Below are 21,564 nucleotides of genomic sequence, written 5' to 3' on the forward strand. Positions count from 1 at the left end.
TAAAACTTTTTGCCCTACCCCGGATAAACCCCTGTTTGCAAACCACCACGCTCACTCCCACTCAATGGTCGCTGGCGGCTTGCTGCTGATGTCGTAGGTCACTCGGTTAATACCGCGAACTTCATTGATGATGCGACCGGACGCCTTTTTCAGCAAGGCATAGGGCAGCTCCGCCCAGTCCGCCGTCATGAAGTCACTGGTCTGGACCGCCCGCAGGGCCACTACGTAATCGTAAGTGCGACCATCGCCCATCACACCCACGCTCTTGACCGGCAGGAACACGGCGAACGCCTGGCTGGTGAGTTCGTACCAGGACTTGCCAGTGGCTTCGTCCATGGTGTTGCGCAGTTCCTCAATGAAGATGGCGTCGGCGCGCCGCAGCAGTTCGGCAAACTCTTTGCGGACCTCGCCCAGAATCCGGACTCCCAAACCTGGGCCCGGGAAGGGATGGCGGTATACCATGTGATAGGGCAAACCCAGCGCGAGACCCAATTCACGGACCTCGTCCTTGAAGAGTTCGCGCAATGGCTCCAGTAGCTTCAGACCTAGTTGCTCCGGCAAACCACCCACGTTGTGGTGGCTCTTGATCGTGACGGCCTTCTTGGACTTGGCGCCGCCGGACTCGATCACATCGGGATAGATCGTGCCCTGGGCCAACCAAGCCACATGGCGCGATTGATCGCTCTTGAGCTTCGCAGCCTCGGCCTTGAACACTTCGACGAATTCGCGACCGATGATTTTGCGTTTGGCTTCCGGATCGCTGACGCCAGCCAAGTGGCCCAGAAACTGCGCTTCAGCATCCACGCGGATGACCTTGGCATGTAGCTTACCGACGAACATGTCCATCACCATGTCGCCTTCATTCAGGCGCAACAGTCCATGGTCAACGAATACACAAGTCAGTTGGTCGCCAATTGCGCGGTGAATCAGTGCAGCAGCAACCGACGAGTCCACACCACCGGACAAGCCCAGGATGACTTCCTCGTTGCCAACCTGTTGGCGGATATGTTCGACCGCCTCGGCGATGTAGTCGCCCATGATCCAGTCGGCACGGGTGCCGCAGATTTCCAGAACAAAGCGCTCCAGAATCGCCGCGCCGCGCTGGGTGTGGGTCACTTCCGGATGAAACTGCACGCCATAGAAGCGTCGCTCTTCATCGGCCATGCCGGCAATCGGGCAACTGTCGGTACTGGCCATCAGCTTGAAGCCGGGTGGCAACTCGGTGACTTTGTCGCCGTGGCTCATCCACACCTTGAGCATGCCGTGGCCCATGCTGGTTGCATAGTCCTGGATCCCATCCAGCAGTTTGGTGTGGCCATGGGCACGGACATCAGCATGGCCAAATTCACGCTTGTGGCCGCCGGTCACCCGACCGCCCAATTGGTGCGCCATGGCCTGCATGCCGTAGCAAATACCCAGTACCGGCAAGCCCAGCTCGAAAACGACCTGGGGTGCCTTGTCGGTCGTTTCTTCGTAGACGCTGGCGTGGCTACCGGACAGGATGATTCCCTTCAGATTGCCGTCACGTGCATATTCGCGAATCCAGTCTTCCGTCACATCACAGGGATGAACCTCGCAGAACACATGGGCGTCACGTACGCGGCGCGCAATCAGTTGGGTAACCTGGGAACCGAAATCAAGGATAAGGATTTTCTGGTGCTGCATGGTGATTGAAAATTCTGTTGTTCAATGCAAAGGGCCGTCCTGGAGGACGGCCCTGCTGGTTTGCCTTATTCGGCCCGGTAGTTCGGCGCTTCTTTGGTGATCTGCACGTCGTGGACATGGCTCTCGCGGATACCGGCCGTGGTGATTTCCACGAACTCGGCTTTGTCCTGCATGTCCTGGATGGTTGCACAACCGCAGTAGCCCATGCTGGCGCGAATGCCACCCGCCATCTGGAACACGATGGAAACCATGGAGCCCTTGTACGGAACTCGGCCCTCAATGCCCTCGGGCACCAGTTTGTCAGCATTCGGATTGCCTGTGCTGGATTCCTGGAAGTAACGGTCTGCGCTGCCCTGCTGCATCGCGCCGATACTGCCCATGCCGCGGTAGCTCTTGTAGCTTCGCCCCTGGAACAGAACAATCTCGCCTGGTGCCTCTTCAGTTCCGGCAAACATGCCACCCATCATCACGGTACTGGCGCCGGCAGCGATGGCTTTTGCAATGTCGCCGCTGTATCTAATACCACCGTCTCCAATCAACGGAACGCCCGTGCCCTTGAGGGCTGTAGCCACACTGTCAATCGCCATGATTTGCGGAACGCCCACACCAGCCACGATACGCGTCGTGCAGATGGAGCCAGGGCCAATACCGACCTTGACGGCATCGGCTCCGGCTTCCACCAGCGCCAGAGCAGCGGCACCGGTTGCAATATTGCCGCCGACCACATCGATCTGCGGAAAGTTCTGCTTGACCCAGCGCACGCGCTCGATCACACCCTTGCTATGGCCGTGGGCTGTGTCCACCACAATGGCGTCAACGCCGGCATTGACAAGCGCTTCCACGCGTTCTTCGGTGCCCTCGCCTACCCCGACCGCAGCGCCGACGCGCAGACGGCCAGTCGCGTCACGGGCGGCATTGGGGAAGTTGAGCTGTTTGGTAATGTCCTTGACGGTAATCAGGCCCTTGAGCTCGAAAGCCTCATTTACCACCAGCAGGCGCTCCAGCTTGTGCTTGTTCAACAATGCCTTGGCAGCTTCCGGCGTGGTGCCATCCGGCACGGTAATCAGCCGCTCACGCGGTGTCATGATCTCGCGCACGGGCTGGTCGTAACGCGTCTCGAATCGCAGATCACGGCCGGTTACGATGCCGACCACTTTGCCGCCATCGCAAACGGGAAAACCTGATACGCCGAGCTGGTCGGACAGGGCAATGACCTGGCGAACTGTCGTATCAGGGGTAATGACTACTGGATCGCGCAGCAATCCGGATTCATAGCGCTTGACCTTGGCGACCTGGGCAGCCTGCTCGGCGGCTGTCAGATTCTTGTGGACGATGCCAATCCCCCCCTCCTGCGCGATGGCGATGGCCAAACGGGCTTCGGTTACTGTGTCCATGGCGGCTGAGACCAGGGGCAGATTCAGTGCGATATTGCGGGAAAAACGGGTGGCGAGGGAGGTGTCCTTGGGGAGGACTTGGGAGAACGCTGGCACCAACAACACGTCGTCGAAGGTGAGCGCTTTTCCTAAAAGGCGCATGTCTGGGCTCCAAAAGACGGATTGTACCCGTGCCCACGCACACTTTACGTTGCACTTCTTGGGTTGGCAAGGCCCGCCTTGGGGCGCTACACTTCGCCCATGAAAATGTTCGCCCCTTTCCTCGCTGCCGTGCTGGCGTTCAGTGCTACCGCGGCTTTTGGCCAATGGCAATGGATTGACAAGGACGGTCGCAAGGTATTCAGCGACCGGGCGCCCCCTGCGGAGATTCAGGACAAAGCTATCATCAAACGTCCTGCTGGACGCGCTCCGGCAGCATCTACAGTATCGGAGGCAACCGAGGGTGCTACTGCTGCCGCACCCGCAGCGGCGCCCAATGCACCGAAGATCTCCGATGTCGACAAGGAGCTGGAAGCCAAGAAAAAACAGGCGGCCGATTTGGAACTGGCCAAGCGGCGCGCCGAAGAAGAGCGCCTGACCAAAGCCAAGATTGAAAATTGCGCGCGCGCTAAGCAGGCCAAAGTGACGCTGGATTCCGGTATGCGCATCGCGCAAGTCAACAAGGCCGGCGAACGCGAAGTGATGGACGATGGGGCACGTGCCGCCGAAACCAAGCGCATACAAGCCATGATTGACTCCAGCTGCAGGTAAACGCTGAAGTTAGTAGCCTGACTTCGCGCCCTCCCTGCGCTTGGCGAACAGTCCGGCAGTTTTAGCGCCTTGTTGGGAGAAACGCTCCCGTCGCGCTACCTTCGGATCAACCTTTAATGGTCGATATAGCTCAACGCGGTCGAGGTCGCGCAGTACCTGGTCAATAGCCACCTTGCGGCCCCAAATCCCGATTTCCAGACTGCTACGCTCTTGCAACGTCAGTTTTGATACCAAACCGCTGCGTTGTAAAGCATCCTCTGCGGTAGAGCTGGGGGGCAAATCCAGTTCAACGCGTTGAACCGTGCGGGGGCCAGGTGCAAACACCACCTCCACCCGAATCACAGGCTTATTCACCATAGACCTGTTGCGCGCGCTTGACGAATGCATCGACCAGGCTGGCCGCAATCCTGTCAAAAACCGGCCCGACCAGTGCCGCCAATGCCGCATTGCTAAAACCATAATTCAACAGCAGCTCCACTTTGGCTGCCCGCTGGGTGCCATCGCCCAACGCATGGAAGTGCCAATGCCCTTCGAGTGTTGAAAATGGCCCATTGACCATCACGATATCCACTTTGTCAGGTTGCGAGTGTGTGTTGCGGGTCGTGAAGGTCTGACGAATTCCGCCGAAAGAGATGCCGATCTCGGCAGTTACCCCATCGGGGTGAATTTCCAGAACCGATGCATGGTCGCACCACGGTAAAAACTGCGGGTAGCTCGCCACATCCGTGACCAATTGATACATTTCGAGCGGGGTGTACCAGATCAGAACGGACTTGTTGACAGTTTTCATAGAATAGAGGTCTGCGCGGGATTGTAGTCAGAGCCTGTCAGCGTCTCTTTCAATCCTGTCTGTCGCCCCCAATTTCCATCCATGGCCAAGAAACCCGAAACCAATTCCCGTATTGCCGATAACAAAAAGGCCGCTTTCAATTACTTCTTCGAAGAGCGTTTTGAAGCCGGTTTGGTGCTGGAAGGCTGGGAAGTCAAATCCTTGCGCGAAGGCAAAGTGCAACTGACAGACGGTTATGTGGTGATCCGCAATGGCGAGCTGTTCATCATCGGCCTGCAGATCAATCCGCTGCATACCGCGTCCAGCCATGTGAACCCCGATAACGTGCGCACCAAAAAGCTGTTGATGCACAAGGAAGAGATCAAACGGCTAATTGGTAAGGTCGAGCAAAAGGGCTACACGCTGGTGCCCATCAACCTGCACTGGAAGGCCGGCAAAGTGAAGTGCGAAGTGGCGCTGGCCAAGGGCAAGGCCGAACATGACAAACGCGACACCATCAAGGACCGCGAAGGCAAGCGCGAGGTCGAGCGCGCAATGAAAGACCGTAGCCGCTAACACGGGCTTGGCCATATCGGCGACGAGAGCAAGGTCTGGGCCGACGTCCTCATGGCGTTACGCAAAATCGGTTGTCGACCCAGACCTTGCTCTCGCCATGCACGCATGCGTGACGAGATTTTCAGTTCAAACCAGAGCCCGAAGCGGGTGCGCTTGTTCAGGCCAGGGACTGACAAAGAACGGGGCGACCATTTCCGGCGTCACATCTTCAATCCGTGCTGGACTCCACAAAGGCGCGTGATCCTTATCCACCGCCAGCGCGCGAATGCCTTCCACTGTTTCGCTGGAAGCACCCGAGCGTTGCAAATGCGCTGTCTGGAAGCAATGGCGCACCAGATCCCGCTCCATGCGCAAATCATCCGCCAGCGCCATGCTGCGTGCACGACGCACCTGCTCCAGCACCACATGCAGCATCAGCGGTGAGCGCTTGCGCAAGGTAGCGGCCGTGTGTTGTGCCCATTCGCTGCTGTCGGCCTCAAGCGCACGCATGATGGCGGCAACCGAGTCCAGAGAAAAAAAGTGGTCAATTTGGCCTCTAGCGCCCGTGGAATGTGCGTGAGCAGCTACTGAAAACATAGCAACCCACAGGTCCAGGGCACCCTCTTTCGACACGTCAGCGTTTGCCAAGGCGTCCCAGGCCTCTTGCAAGCGGCCGGCATCCAGACAGGTATCCGCCAAACCCAGTTCTATGGCCGTGCCTGCATCGATCACATCACCCGTCAGCGCCAGCCACTCGCCGGTGCGCCCAGGACATCCGCTCAGGAAGTAACCACCGCCAACATCGGGGAACAGGCCGATGTTGGTCTCCGGCATCGCCATCTTGGTATTGGCCGTCACCAGTCGGTGCGATGCTCCCTGGCTAATGCCCATGCCACCACCCATCACGATGCCATCCATGAACGCGATGTAGGGCATGCCGTAGTTATGAATCAGGTGGTTGAGGGCGTATTCCTCCGTAAAGAAGTCTTCCAGTTCCGGGTTGCCTGCCAGCGCCGCCTGGTGGAAGAAGCGGATGTCCCCACCGGCGCAAAAGCCGCCAAAGTTGCCCACCTTGTTGGTGCCACGAATGGCCACCGCTTTGACTGCCGGGTTGTCTTGCCACTGCCGCAAGATGGCGGTCAGGCTGCGCACCATGCCCAAGCTCAGCGCATTGAGCGCCTTTGCCCGGTTCAGGGTGATGAACCCGACCTGCCCCCGCACTTCGGTCAGGACATCATTGTTGGTTACCACTGTCGTCATGCGCGTTCTCTCCATCCAATCATTTCGTTCACCACCAGGGCGCCAATCACCAGTGCCCCACCCCATAAGACCGGACTCGCTGGCACCTCATTGGCACCCAACCAGGCCAGCAGAATACCGAAAATTACTTCCAGCAACTGCAACAAAGACAGCTCCGGCGCCTTCAGTATCTGCGCACAGCGTACGCTCAGCACGCACGGAACGGCCAACTGAAATACACCCAGAAAGCCCAGTAGCGCCACATCATGGGCACTTGCCTGAAACGGGAATGCGAATGGCAGCGTAGCCAGACTGGAGATCAGCGCGCCGACCCACACAGCAGGCATCAGATCCACATCGTGGCCCTTTTCATGCGAATGTTGGGTGACTGTCCAGTTGGTGGCGCCGGCAATGGGCACGCACAAGGCAACCAGTGTCCCCACTAGGGACACCGAATCGAGCTGAGACGCATACATGTACACAATGCCCACGCCCGCCACCACAATGGCCAACCAAGTGCGCGGGGCAACCCGGTGGCCTATGAAGATACGGGCGAGCAGGGCCGTGAGTAAGGGCCCTATCGACATGGTGACCAGCACGTTGCCCACGCTGGTCAGCGTCAATGCCACCATGAAGGCGGTGAACATGATGCTCCAGCAGACGCCAGAGATCCAGAATCCCGCATCGGCGTGGAGAATTTTTTTGAACACATCCCGCCCGCGCGCGAGAGGCAAGATGACCAGCAAGCTGAGCACCGTAAACAGCGCCCGCCAGAAGGTGACTTCAAAGCTGCGTGCAAACTCCAGGTGGCGCGTGATGACACCGGCGGTAGACCACATCAGGGTCACCACCACCATCAGAAAAACTGCGCGCGTGTGGGTGAGTTTCATGAGCAAAAATGCAACTGGGGCACACGGCCCCAGTCATAGAACACCGTGGTGGGACAGCGTCAAGACACTGTCCCGCGGTATCAGGAGCGGCCAGCGCGCTTGCGGTCGCTTTCAGACAGGTGGCGCTTGCGCAGACGGATCGACTTGGGGGTGATTTCGACCAGTTCGTCATCCTCAATGAATTCCACACCGTATTCCAGCGTGCATTCAATCGGTGGCGTGATCTTGATCGCGTCTTCCTTGCCAGACACGCGGAAGTTGGTCAGCTGCTTGGTGCGTGTGGCGTTAACGACCAGATCGTTGTCACGGCTGTGGATACCCACAATCATGCCTTCGTACACAGGGTCGTTTGGCTTCACGAACATACGGCCGCGGTCGTCCAGCTTGCCCAAGGCGTAGGTGAAAATTTCACCGGCGTCCATGGAGATCAGCACGCCGTTTTTACGGCCACCGATGTCACCCTTGTGCGGCTCGTAGCTGTCAAAGATGTTGGAGATCAGACCGGAACCGCGGGTCAAATTCAGGAACTCATTGGAGAAGCCGATCAGGCCACGGGCAGGAATACGGTATTCCAGGCGGACACGACCACGGCCGTCCGGTTCCATGTTCACCAACTCGCCCTTGCGCTCGCCCAGCGCTTGCATCACGCCACCTTGGTGAATTTCTTCCACGTCGGCAGTGACCAGCTCGATTGGCTCGCACTTTTCGCCATTGATTTCACGGAACATCACGCGCGGCTTGGACACGGCCATTTCATAGCCTTCACGGCGCATGTTTTCCAGCAAGATTGTCAAGTGCAATTCGCCACGACCCAGAACTTCGAAGATACCTTCTTCGTCGGTTTCGTTAACGCGCAGCGCCACGTTGTGTTGCAGTTCCTTTTGCAGGCGGTCCCAGATCTGGCGGCTGGTGACGTATTTGCCTTCGCGGCCTGCCAGCGGGCTGGTGTTCACGCAGAAGTTCATCGTCAGCGTAGGCTCATCGACTTTCAACATCGGCAACGGAGCCGGGTTCAACGGATCGGTCACTGTGACGCCAATACCGACTTCGGCAATGCCGTTGATCAGCACGATTTCACCCGGGCCGGCTTCCAATGCCTGCACGCGGTCCAGACCCTGGAACGTCAATACCTGGTTGATACGGCCCTTGACGGACTTGCCGTCCGGACCTTCCATGACCACGACGTCCATATTCGGCTTGATCGTGCCCTGGCTGATACGGCCCACGCCGATACGACCGACAAACGTAGAGAAGTCCAGCGCGGAAATTTGCAATTGCAGCGGTGCTTCAGGATCACCCTTTTGCGAAGGCACGTGCTTCAGAATGGTGTTGAACAGGGCCGACATGTCGGGACCCCACTGTTCGCCCTGCTCGCCCTCTTCCAGCGAGGTCCAGCCGTTGATACCGGAGGCGTAAACGACGGGAAAGTCCAGCTGCTCATCGGTCGCACCGAGCTTGTCGAACAGGTCAAACGCGGCATTCACCACGTGTTGGGGACGCGCACCAGGCTTGTCCACCTTGTTTACGACCAGGATTGGCTTCAGACCCAGGGCCAGCGCCTTCTTGGTCACGAAACGCGTCTGGGGCATGGGGCCTTCTTGCGCATCGATCAGCAGCACCACGCCGTCCACCATGGACAGCGCACGTTCCACTTCGCCGCCGAAGTCCGCGTGTCCGGGGGTGTCGACGATGTTGATGTGAGTGCCTTCCCAGGTCACGGCGCAGTTCTTGGCCAGAATCGTGATGCCACGTTCTTTTTCAATCGCGTTGTTGTCCATCACCGTGTCGACGACTTTCTCGTGATCGGCAAAGGTGCCCGACTGACGCAGCAGTTGGTCAACCATGGTGGTCTTGCCATGATCGACGTGGGCGATGATGGCGATGTTACGGATTTGTTTAATGCTCATGGTTCACTTTCTACTTACGCCTCGAGGGCCAACTTTTCAATAATCGGTTCAATACTCTGTTGCTGTGCCTGGGACTCGCTGATCTCCAACGGGCTCAACAGCCGCACCGGAATCAACTCCCCCGCTTTCACGTGGGCTGTGCCCAGCAAAGCCTTGGGGCTTGCTGCGTACACCGCTACCGCGTCCGCATCGGGCCAAGGGCCGCGCCTGCGCATACCACTCAAAAATCGTCCTGCATCTTCGCTGTCCAGCGTGACCACGCTGTGTCCAGGCAAAAGTGCATCCACTGGCAATAAACAGGCCAGGCGCTCAGCCTCGCTCATCGCTTCCAGCGCTTCCAGCGTGATGCACTGCGTGGCATCAAAATTACCAGTGCGAATGCGGCGCAGCGCGCTCAAATGTGCGCCACAACCCAACGCCTCGCCAATGTCTTCACCCAGGGTACGGATATACGTTCCCTTGCTGCATTTCACTACCATTTTGATAGCTGGTTGCGCACTATCTACGCGGCTTTCAAGCACTTTTAATGCGTGAATCGTGACATCCCGTGGTGCCCGCTCCACCTCTATCCCTGCTCTCGCGTATTCATAAAGAGCCTTGCCATCCTTCTTCAACGCACTGTGCATGGGTGGGATCTGACTGATCGGACCAGTAAACCTGTGCACTACCTCTTCCAGCTGCTGCGCAGACACCTGCACAGATCGCTCGCTAATCACATCACCTTCGGCATCTGCCGTAGTCGTTTTTTGCCCCAGGCGCAGCACCGTTTCATAGGCCTTGTCCGCATCCAGGTGCATCTGGCTGAATTTGGTCGCAGCACCAAAGCACAGCGGCAAAACTCCGGTCGCCAATGGATCCAGCGTACCGGTGTGGCCCGCTTTCTCGGCCCGCAAAAGCCATTTGGCCTTCTGCAATGCCTGGTTGCTCGACAAACCAATTGGCTTATCAAGTAACAGCACCCCATGCACGGGGCGCCTGGCAACCCGTGCACGTGGCGCTGCTTGCATCTCAGTCCTCGTTTTTTGAACGCGACGCAACAGCCTGCGCAATCAGCGCATTCATGTCGGCTGCACGTTCCGTCGTCTGGTCAAAATAGAAATGCAAGGTCGGGACCGTGTGGATATGCAGACGCTTGAACAAGCCCGCGCGCAAAAAGCCCGCGGCCTGGTTCAGTCCTTCTGCAGTCTCCACCGGGTCGCCCTTGAGCAGACTGAAAAACACCTTGGCATGCGCGTAATCCGGCGTCACTTCGACCGCCTGGATCGTCACCATGCCCACCCGCGGGTCTTTCAACTCGCGGGCGATCAGCTCGGTCAGATCGCGCTGGATCTGATCGGCCACGCGGAAACCGCGGTTGGGTGTGGATGACTTCTTCTTAACCATGGGTGCTTACAACGTACGGGCGATTTCCTTGACCTCGAAGAACTCCAGCTGATCGCCTTCCTTGATCTCGTTGTAGTTCTTGAGCTTGATACCGCACTCGAAGCCTTCCTTGACTTCGCGCACATCGTCCTTCATACGCTTCAACGAATCCAGTTCGCCGGTATAGATCACCACGTTGTCGCGCAACAGGCGGAAATGCGCGCTGCGGGTGACAAAACCACCGGTAACCATACAACCCGCGACCGTACCAATCTTGGACGCAACGAACACCGTGCGGATTTCGGCAAAACCGATGACTTCTTCGCGCTTTTCGGGGGCCAGCATGCCGGACATGGCTGCTTTCAACTCATCGACAGCGTCGTAAATGATGTTGTAGTAACGGATGTCCACGCCATTGCTTTCGGCTTGCTTGCGCGCACCGGCATCGGCACGTACGTTGAAGCCGATGATGATGGCCTTGGAGGCAATCGCCAGATTCACGTCGGACTCGCTGATACCGCCCACTGCGGTGTAAACCATCTGCACCTTGACCTCGTCGGTCGAGAGCTTGAGCAGCGACTGCGCCAGCGCTTCCTGTGAACCCTGTACATCGGCCTTGACGATGATCGGAACCATCTTGACGTCGCCGGCGGACAGGTCGGAGAACATGTTCTCCAGCTTGGCTGCCTGCTGCTTGGCCAGCTTGGTATTACGGAACTTGCCAGCGCGGTAGGTGGCGATTTCACGGGCGCGACGTTCGTCGGACATCACCATGAATTCGTCGCCAGCCTGCGGCACTTCAGTCAGACCCTGGATTTCCACCGGGATGGAAGGACCCGCAGTCTTGATCGTCTTGCCGTTTTCGTCCAGCATGGCGCGCACGCGGCCATAAGTCTGGCCAGCCAACACCACGTCGCCGGTTTTCAGCGTACCGGACTGGATCAGCACGGTGGCCACAGGGCCGCGGCCCTTGTCCAGCTGCGCTTCGATGACCAGGCCCTTGGCCATGGCATCGACCGGGGCCTTGAGTTCCAGCACTTCGGCTTGCAGCAGCACTTGTTCCAGCAGCGTATCAATGCCCATGCCGGTCTTGGAAGACACAGACACGAACGGAGAATCACCGCCGTATTCTTCAGGCACAACTTCTTCAACAACCAGCTCCTGCTTCACGCGCTCGGCGTTGGCATCGGGTTTGTCGGACTTGGTGATCGCCACCACGATAGGAACGCCCGCCGCTTTCGCGTGCTTGATGGCTTCCTTGGTCTGAGGCATCACGCCGTCGTCGGCTGCCACCACCAGAATCACGATGTCGGTGGCCTTGGCACCACGGGCACGCATGGCGGTAAACGCCTCGTGGCCCGGGGTATCCAGGAAGGAAACCATGCCGCGTGGAGTTTCTACGTGGTAGGCACCGATGTGCTGGGTAATACCACCAGCCTCGCCCGCCGCCACCTTGGCGCGACGGATGTAATCCAGCAGCGATGTCTTGCCGTGGTCGACGTGGCCCATCACGGTCACGACAGGCGCACGTGGCAGGGACACCGCTTCTTCTCCGGCCGCTTCGTCGTCGGTAAACGCTTCGGGATCGTCCAGCGCAGCAACGACAGCCTTGTGGCCCATTTCTTCCACCACGATCATCGCGGTGTCTTGGTCCAGCGGCTGGTTGATGGTGACCATCTGGCCCATCTTCATCAGCGACTTGATCACCTCGGACGCCTTGATCGCCATCTTGTGTGCCAGTTCGGCCACGGTGATGGTTTCAGGCACGTGCACTTCCAGCACGCGCGCCTCCACTGGAGCGGCTTGCGTATGGTCGTCGCGGTCGCGGTCATTGCTACCACGGCGGCCACGCGGGCCACTGCGCCAGTTGGTCGAACGACCAGCACCGGCACCGGTGTCACCACGCGTCTTGAGTTCTTTCTTCTTGGCCGGATCACCTGCCCAGCTGGAGGACAGCTTGGCAGATTTGACTTCCTTGCCGGAGCCCGCAGGGCCGGAGGTAGTACCAGGGGCGCCGGGTTTGGCCGGCTTTGCCACGGCAGAGCCCACAGCAGGCTTGTGCAGCGTGCCTTTGACACCCGCAGCAGGCTTGACCTCTTCAGGCTTCTTGGCAGCAACCAGCACCTTTTTGGGTGCCGACATCATGTTGCGAATTGCTGCAGCTTCCGCCTCCGCTTTACGGCGGCGGTCACCCAAATCGGCAGCACGTGCCACTTCTTCGGCGGCAATCGCTTTGGAAGCAGCATCCGCTTCTGCGGCAGCCTGTGCCTTGGCATCAGCCTTGGCTTGCGCCGCAGCAGCTTCAGCGGCTGCATCCACGGCAACTTCTTCGCTTGTCGCAGCGGATTTTTTACTGGTTTTGGCCGGCTTGGCTTGTTCTTCAGCTTGGGCGGCGGCTTTTTCCGCGGTTTCACGGGCGCGCGCTTCCTGCTCTTCGCGCTCACGGCGACGCTGGATCAGTTCTTCTTCCTGGCGGCGAATGAACTCGGCCTGACGACGCGCATCTTCTTCACGACGCGCCAATTCGGCGTGGTCGATCAAAGGCGCTGCAGCTTCCTGGATTTCTTCCGTCGCAACATCACCGCCTGCATCAGAGCCATCCTCACGGCGGATGAAGGTGCGCTTCTTGCGCACTTCAACCTGGATCGTGCGGGCCTTGCCGGTGGCATCTGCCTGCTTGATCTCGGTCGTCTGTTTCTTGACGAGTGTGATCTTCTTGCGCTCGGCCGTGGCGGTGCCATGGCTGCTTTGCAGGTAGTTCAACAAGCCATGCTTGTCGCTATCAGTCAGCACATCGGCATCAGACGTCTTGCTGACGCCTGCGGCCTTGAGCTGTTCCAACAGCGTTTCGGTTGATTTCTTGAGTTCTTTGGCAAACTCGGCGACGGTCGTACTGGACATTTGTTCTGTAACCTTTAGCGTCGGCTGGCAAGACCCCGGGGTGCTTGCCAGCCTTTTCTTAAACTTTTTTCATAACCATTACTCTTGAGAAGCGGCTTCATTGGTAAACCAATGTTCGCGCGCCTTCATGATCAGGGCTTTGGCTTCGTCATTCGACTGGCCGGTAATTTCGGTGAGCTCGTCGACGGCCAGATCGGCCAGATCGTCGCGGGTATGCACACCAGCATCCGCCAGCTTGCCAATCTGTTCCGGAGTCAAGCCTTCCAGATCGCGCAGATTCTGCGAAACCTCTTCAACGCTTTCCTCATGGGCAATTTCCATCGTCAACAGCGCATCTTTGGCGCGGTTGCGTAGTTCGTGCACGGTGTCTTCGTCAAACGACTCGATCTCCAGCATTTCCTGCAGCGGCACATAGGCCACTTCTTCGAGGCTGGTAAAGCCTTCGGCAATCAGGATGTCGGCGATTTCTTCGTCCACGTCCAGCTTTTCCATGAACAGCTTGCGGCCGGAATCGGTCTCGACGGCTGCCTTCTGGGCGCTTTCTGCAGCGTCCATGATGTTGATCTTCCAACCGGTCAGCTCGGACGCCAGGCGCACGTTCTGGCCGCCGCGGCCAATTGCAATCGCCAGATTTTCTTCGTCGACCACCACATCCATCGCATGGCGCTCTTCGTCCACCACGATGGAGGACACGTTGGCCGGGGCCAGCGCGCCGATGACGAACTGGGCCGGGTCTTCGCTCCACAACACAATGTCCACGCGCTCGCCAGCGAGTTCGTTGGTCACACCGTTGACGCGGGTGCCGCGCACGCCGACGCAGGTGCCGATAGGGTCTACGCGCTTGTCATGCGACAGCACAGCGATCTTGGCGCGCGAACCGGAGTCACGGGCGCAGGACTTGATCTCCAGCAGGCCTTGCTCGATCTCTGGCACTTCCTGGCGGAACAGCTCGATCATGAACTCGGGCGCAGAGCGCGACAGCACGATAGGCGCGCCACGCAACGTCAGGTCCACTTCCATGATCATGGCGCGCACGCGGTCGCCCGTACGCAGGTTTTCCTTGGCAATCATCTCGCTGCGTTTGAGGCGGCCTTCCACACGGCCGGACTCGACAATGATGTCGCCCTTATCCATGCGCTTGACGGTACCCACAAAGATCTTTTCGCCGCGCGACATGAAGTCGTTCAGCAGCATTTCGCGCTCGGCGTCACGGATCTTTTGCAGAATGACCTGCTTGGCCGCCATCGCGCCAATACGGCCAATCGGCACGGACTCGATCGCTTCTTCGATGTACTCGTCGACTTCAATGTCGGCGATCTGCTCTTTGGCTTCAAACAGCAAGATTTCCTGGTCAGGCAGTTGCAAACCCGCTTCATCGGGGACCACGTGCCAGCGGCGGAACGTCTCGTAGTTGCCGGAGTCACGGTCCAGCGCCACGCGGATGTCTACATCCCCGGGGTACAGCTTTTTGGTCGCCTGGGCGAGCGCGGCCTCAACGGCGCCCAACACCACGTCACGTTCCACGTTTTTTTCACGGGAAATTGCTTCTACCAGCATCAACAGTTCGCGATTCATGCCTTGACTCTCCTGAACACTCTTCAAAAACAAAAACTATTTATTCGGCCGATGGCACTGCGCCATCAATACCGGCCACGCCGCTCGCATCTGTGATGCCACGGCCCTTAAAACTCACAATCGGGGCCAGACGGGCTTCCCGCAATTCACTCAGCTCAAACCCAAGCGCCTGCAACGGCGGCGGTACACGCTTTTTGCTGACCTTCTGACCCGGCTTCACCACGGGCGCATCGCTCCAGACGATTTGCCATGCCGCCGAGCCATCAGCAGCCGCCAGCTTTTCCAGCGTGCCGCGAAACTTCTTGCGATTGGCACTCACCTGACCACCCGCCGCTGCACCCATTGGCGCTTTCAACGTGATGTCGATCACCTGACCGACAAAACGCTCGTAATCCTGTACGTGACGCAAAGGGCGATCAATACCGGGCGAGGACACCTCCAGCCGCTTGTATTCCGCTCCGTCCACTTCCAGTGCAAACTGCAACTGGCGCGTCACCTTCTCGCAATCTTCGACATTGATGAACTGATCTACTTGTGGCGAGCCTTCCGCGGCCTTCACCCAAGGCAAGTCAATCGTGATGCGCAGCAAGCCGCCAGCGGAGCGCTCGATCTCCACCAGGTCATAGCCCAAACCTGTCACGGTTTGCTCAACAATCTCCTGCATCGCCACCTAAATTTCACCTACAAAAATCAATGTCAAAAAACAATCGGCCAAAAAAAACGGGCGGTAATTACCCGCCCGTTTGGTCGTGAGCTTTGGATTGTACTCCAAAACGGCTCTAAGTGCATTGATTCGTAAGGCAAATTGGGATGGTTTTGGACGAAAAGCAAAACAATTCCCCGCCAGGCCGCCCCAAGGGGAAATAGCCCCCTCGGGGGGGCAGCGACCCGCTTAGCGGCGGAGCGTGGGGGCCACATCCCTGCATGCGACAATCCTGCTCCACAAGCAACCACATAAAAAAGAGGACGTATGGGCTTTCTGGCTGGCAAAAAACTATTGATTACAGGCGTGTTGTCCAACCGCTCTATCGCCTATGGCATTGCCAAGGCGTGCAAAGCCCAAGGCGCCGAGCTGGCCTTCAGCTACGTGGGCGAGCGCTTCAAGGACCGGATCACGGAATTTGCAGCCGATTTCGACTCCAAACTGATTTTTGACTGCGACGTAGGCGACGACGCGCAGATCGAGAAACTGTTTGCTGACCTGTCTCAGACCTGGCCTACTTTCGACGGCTTTGTGCACAGCATCGGCTTTGCGCCGCGCGACGCGATTGCCGGTAATTTTCTGGACGGATTGACCCGCGAAAACTTCAAAATCGCCCACGACATCAGCGCCTACAGCTTCCCGGCAATGGCCAAGGCCGCCCTGCCCTATCTCAGCCCCAAAGCCGCGCTGCTGACCCTGACCTACCTGGGCGCCGAGCGCATCATCCCCAATTACAACACCATGGGCCTGGCCAAAGCTTCGCTGGAGTCTTCCGTGCGCTACCTGGCCGAAGCGGTTGGCCCCAAGGGCATCCGCGTCAATGGCATCAGCGCTGGGCCAATCAAGACGCTGGCGGCCAGCGGTATCAAGGACTTTTCCAAGCTGCTGCACACAGTGGCCGATGCCTCGCCGATCCGCCGCAATGTGACGATTGAAGACGTGGGCAATGTGGCAGCCTTCCTACTCAGTGATCTGGCAGGCGGCGTGACTGCAGAAATCACCTATGTGGACGGCGGCTACAGCCAGACCATGGGCGTGACCGCCGATCTCGCATAGAGAAAAAGCCGCAAACGCGCGTAAAACGTGCGTAAGCAGCTATTACTTTGATAGTGAAAGGGCCCTCTCAGGGTCCTTTTTTTATGACTTCACACAGTCGGCGAAATAGTGCTTTTTGCCGTCTGCATCCACATCTTCCACCAAGCCGTGGATATCGGTCTCAAAGCCCGGGCACTGGGCATTGAACTCCCGTGCGAACTTGAGGTAATCCACGATCTTCTTGTTGAACACTTCGCCAGGGATCAACAACGGGATACCGGGTGGGTAAGGCGTTACCAGCCCGACCGTAATGCGGCCTTCCAGCTTGTCGATCTCTACGCGCTCAGTCTTGCGCAGTGCAATATGGGCATAGGCGTCGCTGGGCTTCATCGCAGGCGTCAGGTCACTGAGATACACCTCGGTGGTCAGACGCGCGATGTCGTACTTGGCGTAAAGCTGGTGGATGTGGTGGCACAAATCAGCCAGGCCCATCTTCTCGTAGCGCGGGTATTTTTGTACGAATTCAGGCAACACGCGCCACATCGGCTGGTTCTTGTCGTAGTCGTCCTTGAACTGCTGCAGCGCGGTCAACATGCTGTTCCAGCGGCCCTTGGTAATGCCGATGGTGAACATGATGAAGAAGCTGTACAGGCCAGTCTTCTCCACCACCACGCCGTGCTCGGCCAGAAATTTGGTCACGATAGACGCGGGGATACCGGTCTTGGCGAACTTGCCGTTCAGGTCCAGTCCCGGTGTGACCACCGTGGACTTGATTGGGTCCAGCATGTTGAAACCGCTGGCGAGCTTGCCGAAGCCATGCCAATTGGCCTTGGCGTTGCTCTTGGACTCGCCCTTGATGATCCAGTCGGTGGCGCGGCCAATGCCTTCGTCCACCAGCTTGTCCGGTCCCCAGACCTTGAACCACCAGTCAGCACCGTACTCTTCGTCGACCTTGCGCATCGCGCGGCGGAAATCCAGCGCTTCGGCAATGCTTTCTTCCACCAACGCAGTGCCGCCGGGTGGCTCCATCATCGCGGCCGCCACGTCGCAGCTGGCAATGATGCTGTATTGCGGGGAGGTAGAGGTGTGCATCAGATACGCCTCGTTGAACAAATGCTTGTCCAGCTTGACGGTTTGTGAGTCCTGCACCAGCACGTGGCTGGCCTGGCTGATACCCGCCAACAGCTTGTGGATGGACTGCGTGCTGTAGACCACGGCCTCTTTCGGGCGCGTGCGGTTTTTGCCCATCGCATGGTAGGTGCCGTAGAACGGATGGAACGCCGCATGGGGCAGCCAGGCTTCGTCAAAGTGGATGTTCTCCACATAGCCATCCAGCATGTTCTTGATGGTTTCGGTGTTGTAGAGCACGCCGTCATAGGTACTCTGCGTCAGCGTCAGAATGCGCGGCTTGACCTTCTTGGCATCCACACCCTTAAGCAAAGGGTTTGCCTTGATCTTGGCGCGGATGGTATCGGGCTCAAACTCGCTTTGCGGTATCGGGCCGATGATGCCGAAATGGTTGCGCGTGGGTTTCAAAAACACGGGGATCGCCCCGGTCATGATGATCGCGTGCAGGTTGGACTTGTGGCAATTGCGGTCAACGATCACTACGTCGCCAGGCGCCACCGTGTGGTGCCACACCATCTTGTTGGATGTAGACGTTCCGTTGGTCACAAAGAAGCAATGGTCCGCATTGAAAATGCGCGCCGCATTGCGCTCCGATGCGCCAATCGCGCCGTTGTGGTCCAGCAATTGGCCCAGCTCTTCCACTGCGTTGCAGACATCGGCGCGCAGCATGTTCTCACCATAGAACTGGTGGTACATCTGACCTACCGGGCTCTTCAGGAACGCCACGCCGCCCGAGTGACCAGGGCAATGCCACGAGTAGGAGCCGTCTTCCGCGTAGTCCAGCAGCGCCTTGAAAAATGGGGGCTGTACGCCCTCCAGATAGCTCTTGGCTTCGCGGATGATGTGGCGCGCCACAAACTCCGGCGTGTCTTCAAACATGTGGATGAAGCCATGCAGTTCGCGCAGGATGTCGTTGGGGATATGACGGCTCGTCTTGGTCTCGCCATAGACATAAATCGGCACATCCAGATTCTTGCGGCGCACTTCTTCAATGAAGTGGCGCAGGTTCAGCACCGCTGGGTCCAGATCCGGACCCGGCGTGAACTCTTCATCGTCAATGGACAAGATGAAGGCACTGGCGCGGCTTTGCTGCTGCGCGAACTGGCTCAGGTCGCCATAGCTGGTGACACCCAGAATCTCGAAGCCTTCGGACTCGATGGCCTGTGCCAGCGCGCGGATACCCAGACCTGACGTGTTTTCAGAGCGAAAGTCTTCGTCAATGATGATGATGGGAAAGCGAAATTTCATTGCGGCGCTCCAGCGAATCAGGCCAAAAAAGGAAAAACAGGCGCGAAGTGTAAGGACTTATTGCTTCCGCTTGGCGGGAGCGGATTTCTTTTGCCCCACAATGTGGCGTCATCAACACAAATGGAGTGATCATGTGCCCCCAAGCTCACATTCGTTCGCGGCCCCGCATGGGGGCGCATGCCACCCTAGAGGCGGCTCGTCGGGAGGCATGACATGACCCAACCCACTTTCTGGTGGCTGCTAGCAGGTGCGGCAGTGGCTCTGGAACTGCTGACGGGGACGTTTTACCTGCTGATGGTGGCCTTGGGGCTCGCTGCGGGTGCCGTAGCCGCGCATATGGGCACCAGTGTGACGCTGCAGCTCTTGTCTGCTTCTGTAGTCGGGGGCGGTGCCGTAATCGGTTGGCACCTTATGCGTGACCGCAGCCGCACTGAGCCGCCCGCCCAAGCCAATGTCAACGTCAACCTGGACATTGGCGAGACTTTGCAGATCACTGCCTGGAACCCGGATGGCACCGCCAATGTGCAATACCGCGGCGCGAATTGGACTGCGATGCACCGCCCGGGCGTCTCACCCACGCCTGGCGCACACCGTGTCGCTGAACTGGTAGGTAATCGCCTGCTGGTAGACAAAGCTTGAAAACAAACTAGGGAGAATTTCATGGGATTCGAAGTCGCCATCATCATTTTTGTCATTGCCATCATCTTCATCACGCGCACCATCAAGGTCGTGCCACAACAACACGCCTGGGTGATCGAGCGGCTGGGCAAGTACCACGGTACCCTGACACCAGGCCTGAACTTTTTGGTGCCCTTTATCGACAAGGTGGCCTACAAGCATGTGCTGAAGGAAATCCCGCTGGATATTGCGAGCCAGGTTTGCATCACCCGCGACAACACGCAGTTGCAAGTCGACGGCATCCTGTACTTTCAGGTTACAGACGCGATGCGTGCCAGCTATGGCTCCAGCAACTACATCATCGCTATCTCCCAACTGGCGCAAACTTCCCTGCGCTCGGTGATCGGTAAGCTGGAACTGGACAAAACCTTCGAAGAGCGCGACATCATCAACGCACAAGTGGTTGCGGCCATCGACGAGGCTGCGTTGAACTGGGGAGTGAAGGTGCTGCGTTATGAAATCAAGGATCTGACCCCGCCACCGGCCATCTTGCATTCCATGCAAGCCCAGATCACCGCCGAGCGCGAGAAGCGCGCACTGATCGCCGCATCCGAAGGCCGCCGCCAGGAGCAAATTAATATCGCCACCGGTGAGCGCGAGGCTTTCATCGCCCGCTCCGAAGGCGAAAAACAGGCCGTCATCAACAAGGCCCAAGGCGAAGCAGCTTCCATCACTGCGGTGGCCGATGCCACTGCAGCAGCGATTGAACGCATTGCCGCCGCCATCCGCCAGCCCGGCGGCGAGCAGGCAGTACAGCTCAAGGTGGCCGAAAAGGCAGTTGAGGCCTACAGCCGCGTCGCCTCGGATGCCACAACAACACTGATCACTCCTTCCAACATGAGTGAGGTCTCGGCATTGATTGGCTCTGCGATGAAGATGGTGCAAAGCGTCAAGTAATCACCATGTCCAGCTATATCGAAGGCACGCTGATTGCGGGCGAACAAGTCCTCTATACCGGCCACATCAGCAAGTGGTCGGTGTGGGGCCACATCCTGCTAACCATCATCTTCCTGGGTGCGACCGCAGTGCTGGTTGCCACCGCGCCTCCTGCGGGCCTGATCACACTGTCGATTGCTGTTGTGCTGGCAGTGATCACTTGGGTCAAGCTGCATACAACCGAGCTGGCCATCACCAACAAACGCGTGGTGGCCAAGTTCGGCCTGATCAGCCGTGAAACCGTGGAATTGAACATCAACAAGGTGGAGAGCATCCAGGTTCACCAAACCGTGTGGGGCCGCATCTTCAACTACGGATCATTGGCGATTGCTGGCGGCGGCAACCCGCAGGCACCCATCACCGGCATCTCGAACCCACTTGGTTTTCGTAAAGCGTTTATCGAGGCGCAAGACAAAGCAGGTCGCCCGGCACCCTAACTACTGATTAGCAAGCCCGCCGCTCACCGCTACTCGCCTAGGAGCGCAGGCCACGTCATCGGCTTTGTCGTTCCCACCGATTCAGGAATAAGCTGATGAACGGACTTTCCAGCAAAGTTCGTCTTGCGAAGCTCGTTCATGATTTCAGCCGCACCTCCAAAAGGTACGATGAAATTGTTGATTTCCGTTGAAAACTGACCCACTTGAAGCAGTAATTTCCACCAAAAATTGACCCACGTAGGCCTTACCCTGCTAGTTTTTAAAGCAGGGGAATATTAGGAGTGATAGACGTGGCGACATTGAATGTCATCAGACGTTGGGCACTGCGAGAACAGATGTCCATCCGTGAGATTTCCAGGCGTACAGGCCTGGCTCGCAACACCGTGTAGTAG

The 21,564-nt window shown here is 58.1% G+C and carries 19 protein-coding genes and 1 pseudogene; 7 read left to right on the forward strand and 13 right to left on the reverse strand.

Annotated features, from left to right (window positions below):
- Positions 1-51: 51 nt before the first annotated feature.
- Positions 52-1,665: a glutamine-hydrolyzing GMP synthase gene (gene guaA / locus AC1DV6_RS12980; protein ID WP_477977961.1), complete on the reverse strand. Its 1,614-nt coding sequence runs from the start codon at positions 1,663-1,665 to the stop codon at positions 52-54.
- 65 nt (positions 1,666-1,730) lie between these two features.
- Positions 1,731-3,200 carry an IMP dehydrogenase gene (guaB, locus tag AC1DV6_RS12985; protein WP_477977963.1) on the reverse strand — a complete coding sequence of 490 codons (1,470 nt, stop codon included), beginning with the start codon at positions 3,198-3,200 and terminating at the stop codon, positions 1,731-1,733.
- Positions 3,201-3,299: 99 nt separating this feature from the next.
- On the opposite strand from guaB, the gene AC1DV6_RS12990 reads away from it, so the two are divergent.
- Entirely contained in the window at positions 3,300-3,809 is a 510-nt protein-coding gene (locus tag AC1DV6_RS12990; protein WP_477977965.1) for a DUF4124 domain-containing protein, read from the forward strand.
- 9 nt (positions 3,810-3,818) lie between these two features.
- Here the strand turns inward: AC1DV6_RS12990 and AC1DV6_RS12995 are convergent, their stop codons facing one another.
- Together AC1DV6_RS12995 and AC1DV6_RS13000 are read right to left on the reverse strand one after the other, a co-directional pair.
- Complete coding sequence (locus AC1DV6_RS12995) at positions 3,819-4,166, reverse strand: RnfH family protein (RefSeq protein ID WP_477977967.1); 348 nt, start codon at positions 4,164-4,166, stop codon at positions 3,819-3,821.
- On the reverse strand, positions 4,156-4,599 hold the full coding sequence (locus AC1DV6_RS13000) for a type II toxin-antitoxin system RatA family toxin (protein ID WP_477977970.1): 444 nt from the start codon (positions 4,597-4,599) through the stop codon (positions 4,156-4,158). The genes AC1DV6_RS12995 and AC1DV6_RS13000 overlap by 11 nt, the downstream gene beginning before the upstream one ends.
- A gap of 81 nt (positions 4,600-4,680) precedes the next feature.
- On the opposite strand from AC1DV6_RS13000, the gene smpB reads away from it, so the two are divergent.
- Positions 4,681-5,154 (forward strand): SsrA-binding protein SmpB, encoded by a 474-nt coding sequence (smpB, locus tag AC1DV6_RS13005; RefSeq protein ID WP_477977972.1) that lies wholly within the window; start codon positions 4,681-4,683, stop codon positions 5,152-5,154.
- A 126-nt stretch (positions 5,155-5,280) separates the two neighbouring features.
- On the opposite strand, the gene AC1DV6_RS13010 is transcribed toward smpB, so the two are convergent.
- From AC1DV6_RS13010 to rimP, 8 genes are all read right to left on the reverse strand, one after another.
- Positions 5,281-6,393: an enoyl-CoA hydratase/isomerase family protein gene (locus tag AC1DV6_RS13010; RefSeq protein ID WP_477977974.1), complete on the reverse strand. Its 1,113-nt coding sequence runs from the start codon at positions 6,391-6,393 to the stop codon at positions 5,281-5,283.
- On the reverse strand, positions 6,390-7,262 hold the full coding sequence (locus AC1DV6_RS13015) for a DMT family transporter (RefSeq protein WP_477977976.1): 873 nt from the start codon (positions 7,260-7,262) through the stop codon (positions 6,390-6,392). Before AC1DV6_RS13015 ends, AC1DV6_RS13010 begins: the two co-directional genes overlap by 4 nt.
- Positions 7,263-7,342: 80 nt before the next feature.
- A complete protein-coding gene (typA, locus tag AC1DV6_RS13020; protein WP_477977978.1) occupies positions 7,343-9,169 on the reverse strand; it encodes a translational GTPase TypA in 1,827 nt (608 codons plus the stop codon).
- Between the two features lie 14 nt (positions 9,170-9,183).
- Positions 9,184-10,176 (reverse strand): tRNA pseudouridine(55) synthase TruB, encoded by a 993-nt coding sequence (truB, locus tag AC1DV6_RS13025; protein ID WP_477977980.1) that lies wholly within the window; start codon positions 10,174-10,176, stop codon positions 9,184-9,186.
- 1 nt (position 10,177) lies between these two features.
- A complete protein-coding gene (rbfA, locus tag AC1DV6_RS13030; RefSeq protein ID WP_477977982.1) occupies positions 10,178-10,552 on the reverse strand; it encodes a 30S ribosome-binding factor RbfA in 375 nt (124 codons plus the stop codon).
- Between the two features lie 6 nt (positions 10,553-10,558).
- A complete protein-coding gene (infB, locus tag AC1DV6_RS13035) occupies positions 10,559-13,432 on the reverse strand; it encodes a translation initiation factor IF-2 (protein ID WP_477977984.1) in 2,874 nt (957 codons plus the stop codon).
- 78 nt (positions 13,433-13,510) lie between these two features.
- Positions 13,511-15,007 (reverse strand): transcription termination factor NusA, encoded by a 1,497-nt coding sequence (gene nusA / locus AC1DV6_RS13040; protein WP_477977986.1) that lies wholly within the window; start codon positions 15,005-15,007, stop codon positions 13,511-13,513.
- A 40-nt stretch (positions 15,008-15,047) separates the two neighbouring features.
- Complete coding sequence (gene rimP / locus AC1DV6_RS13045; RefSeq protein WP_477977988.1) at positions 15,048-15,677, reverse strand: ribosome maturation factor RimP; 630 nt, start codon at positions 15,675-15,677, stop codon at positions 15,048-15,050.
- Between the two features lie 300 nt (positions 15,678-15,977).
- Here rimP and fabI point away from each other — a divergent pair, with 300 nt between their 5' ends.
- Positions 15,978-16,766, forward strand: a complete 789-nt coding sequence (gene fabI, locus AC1DV6_RS13050; RefSeq protein ID WP_477977990.1) for an enoyl-ACP reductase FabI — start codon at positions 15,978-15,980, stop codon at positions 16,764-16,766.
- Positions 16,767-16,847: 81 nt separating this feature from the next.
- Here the strand turns inward: fabI and AC1DV6_RS13055 are convergent, their stop codons facing one another.
- Positions 16,848-19,121: an Orn/Lys/Arg family decarboxylase gene (locus AC1DV6_RS13055; protein WP_477977992.1), complete on the reverse strand. Its 2,274-nt coding sequence runs from the start codon at positions 19,119-19,121 to the stop codon at positions 16,848-16,850.
- Between the two features lie 213 nt (positions 19,122-19,334).
- On the opposite strand from AC1DV6_RS13055, the gene AC1DV6_RS13060 reads away from it, so the two are divergent.
- The 4 genes and pseudogenes from AC1DV6_RS13060 to AC1DV6_RS13075 all read left to right on the forward strand — a co-directional run.
- Positions 19,335-19,760, forward strand: coding sequence for an NfeD family protein (locus tag AC1DV6_RS13060; protein ID WP_477977994.1), 426 nt, complete (start codon positions 19,335-19,337; stop codon positions 19,758-19,760).
- Positions 19,761-19,781: 21 nt separating this feature from the next.
- Positions 19,782-20,696: an SPFH domain-containing protein gene (locus AC1DV6_RS13065; protein WP_477977996.1), complete on the forward strand. Its 915-nt coding sequence runs from the start codon at positions 19,782-19,784 to the stop codon at positions 20,694-20,696.
- A gap of 5 nt (positions 20,697-20,701) precedes the next feature.
- On the forward strand, positions 20,702-21,172 hold the full coding sequence (locus AC1DV6_RS13070) for a PH domain-containing protein (protein ID WP_477977998.1): 471 nt from the start codon (positions 20,702-20,704) through the stop codon (positions 21,170-21,172).
- Between the two features lie 281 nt (positions 21,173-21,453).
- Positions 21,454-21,558, forward strand: a pseudogene (locus AC1DV6_RS13075) (XRE family transcriptional regulator); the annotation flags it as partial.
- Between the last annotated feature and the right edge of the window lie 6 nt (positions 21,559-21,564).

The organism is Rhodoferax sp. P2_H8_2, from assembly GCF_056403235.1.

Coding starts and splice junctions, on each gene's coding strand:
- guaA (WP_477977961.1), bottom strand. CDS start 1,665: ATGCAGCACCAGAAAATCCTTATCCTTGATTTCGGTTCCCAGGTTACC.
- guaB (WP_477977963.1), bottom strand. CDS start 3,200: ATGCGCCTTTTAGGAAAAGCGCTCACCTTCGACGACGTGTTGTTGGTG.
- AC1DV6_RS12990 (WP_477977965.1), top strand. CDS start 3,300: ATGAAAATGTTCGCCCCTTTCCTCGCTGCCGTGCTGGCGTTCAGTGCT.
- AC1DV6_RS12995 (WP_477977967.1), bottom strand. CDS start 4,166: ATGGTGAATAAGCCTGTGATTCGGGTGGAGGTGGTGTTTGCACCTGGC.
- AC1DV6_RS13000 (WP_477977970.1), bottom strand. CDS start 4,599: ATGAAAACTGTCAACAAGTCCGTTCTGATCTGGTACACCCCGCTCGAA.
- smpB (WP_477977972.1), top strand. CDS start 4,681: ATGGCCAAGAAACCCGAAACCAATTCCCGTATTGCCGATAACAAAAAG.
- AC1DV6_RS13010 (WP_477977974.1), bottom strand. CDS start 6,393: ATGACGACAGTGGTAACCAACAATGATGTCCTGACCGAAGTGCGGGGG.
- AC1DV6_RS13015 (WP_477977976.1), bottom strand. CDS start 7,262: ATGAAACTCACCCACACGCGCGCAGTTTTTCTGATGGTGGTGGTGACC.
- typA (WP_477977978.1), bottom strand. CDS start 9,169: ATGAGCATTAAACAAATCCGTAACATCGCCATCATCGCCCACGTCGAT.
- truB (WP_477977980.1), bottom strand. CDS start 10,176: ATGCAAGCAGCGCCACGTGCACGGGTTGCCAGGCGCCCCGTGCATGGG.
- rbfA (WP_477977982.1), bottom strand. CDS start 10,552: ATGGTTAAGAAGAAGTCATCCACACCCAACCGCGGTTTCCGCGTGGCC.
- infB (WP_477977984.1), bottom strand. CDS start 13,432: ATGTCCAGTACGACCGTCGCCGAGTTTGCCAAAGAACTCAAGAAATCA.
- nusA (WP_477977986.1), bottom strand. CDS start 15,007: ATGAATCGCGAACTGTTGATGCTGGTAGAAGCAATTTCCCGTGAAAAA.
- fabI (WP_477977990.1), top strand. CDS start 15,978: ATGGGCTTTCTGGCTGGCAAAAAACTATTGATTACAGGCGTGTTGTCC.
- AC1DV6_RS13055 (WP_477977992.1), bottom strand. CDS start 19,121: ATGAAATTTCGCTTTCCCATCATCATCATTGACGAAGACTTTCGCTCT.
- AC1DV6_RS13060 (WP_477977994.1), top strand. CDS start 19,335: ATGACCCAACCCACTTTCTGGTGGCTGCTAGCAGGTGCGGCAGTGGCT.
- AC1DV6_RS13065 (WP_477977996.1), top strand. CDS start 19,782: ATGGGATTCGAAGTCGCCATCATCATTTTTGTCATTGCCATCATCTTC.
- AC1DV6_RS13070 (WP_477977998.1), top strand. CDS start 20,702: ATGTCCAGCTATATCGAAGGCACGCTGATTGCGGGCGAACAAGTCCTC.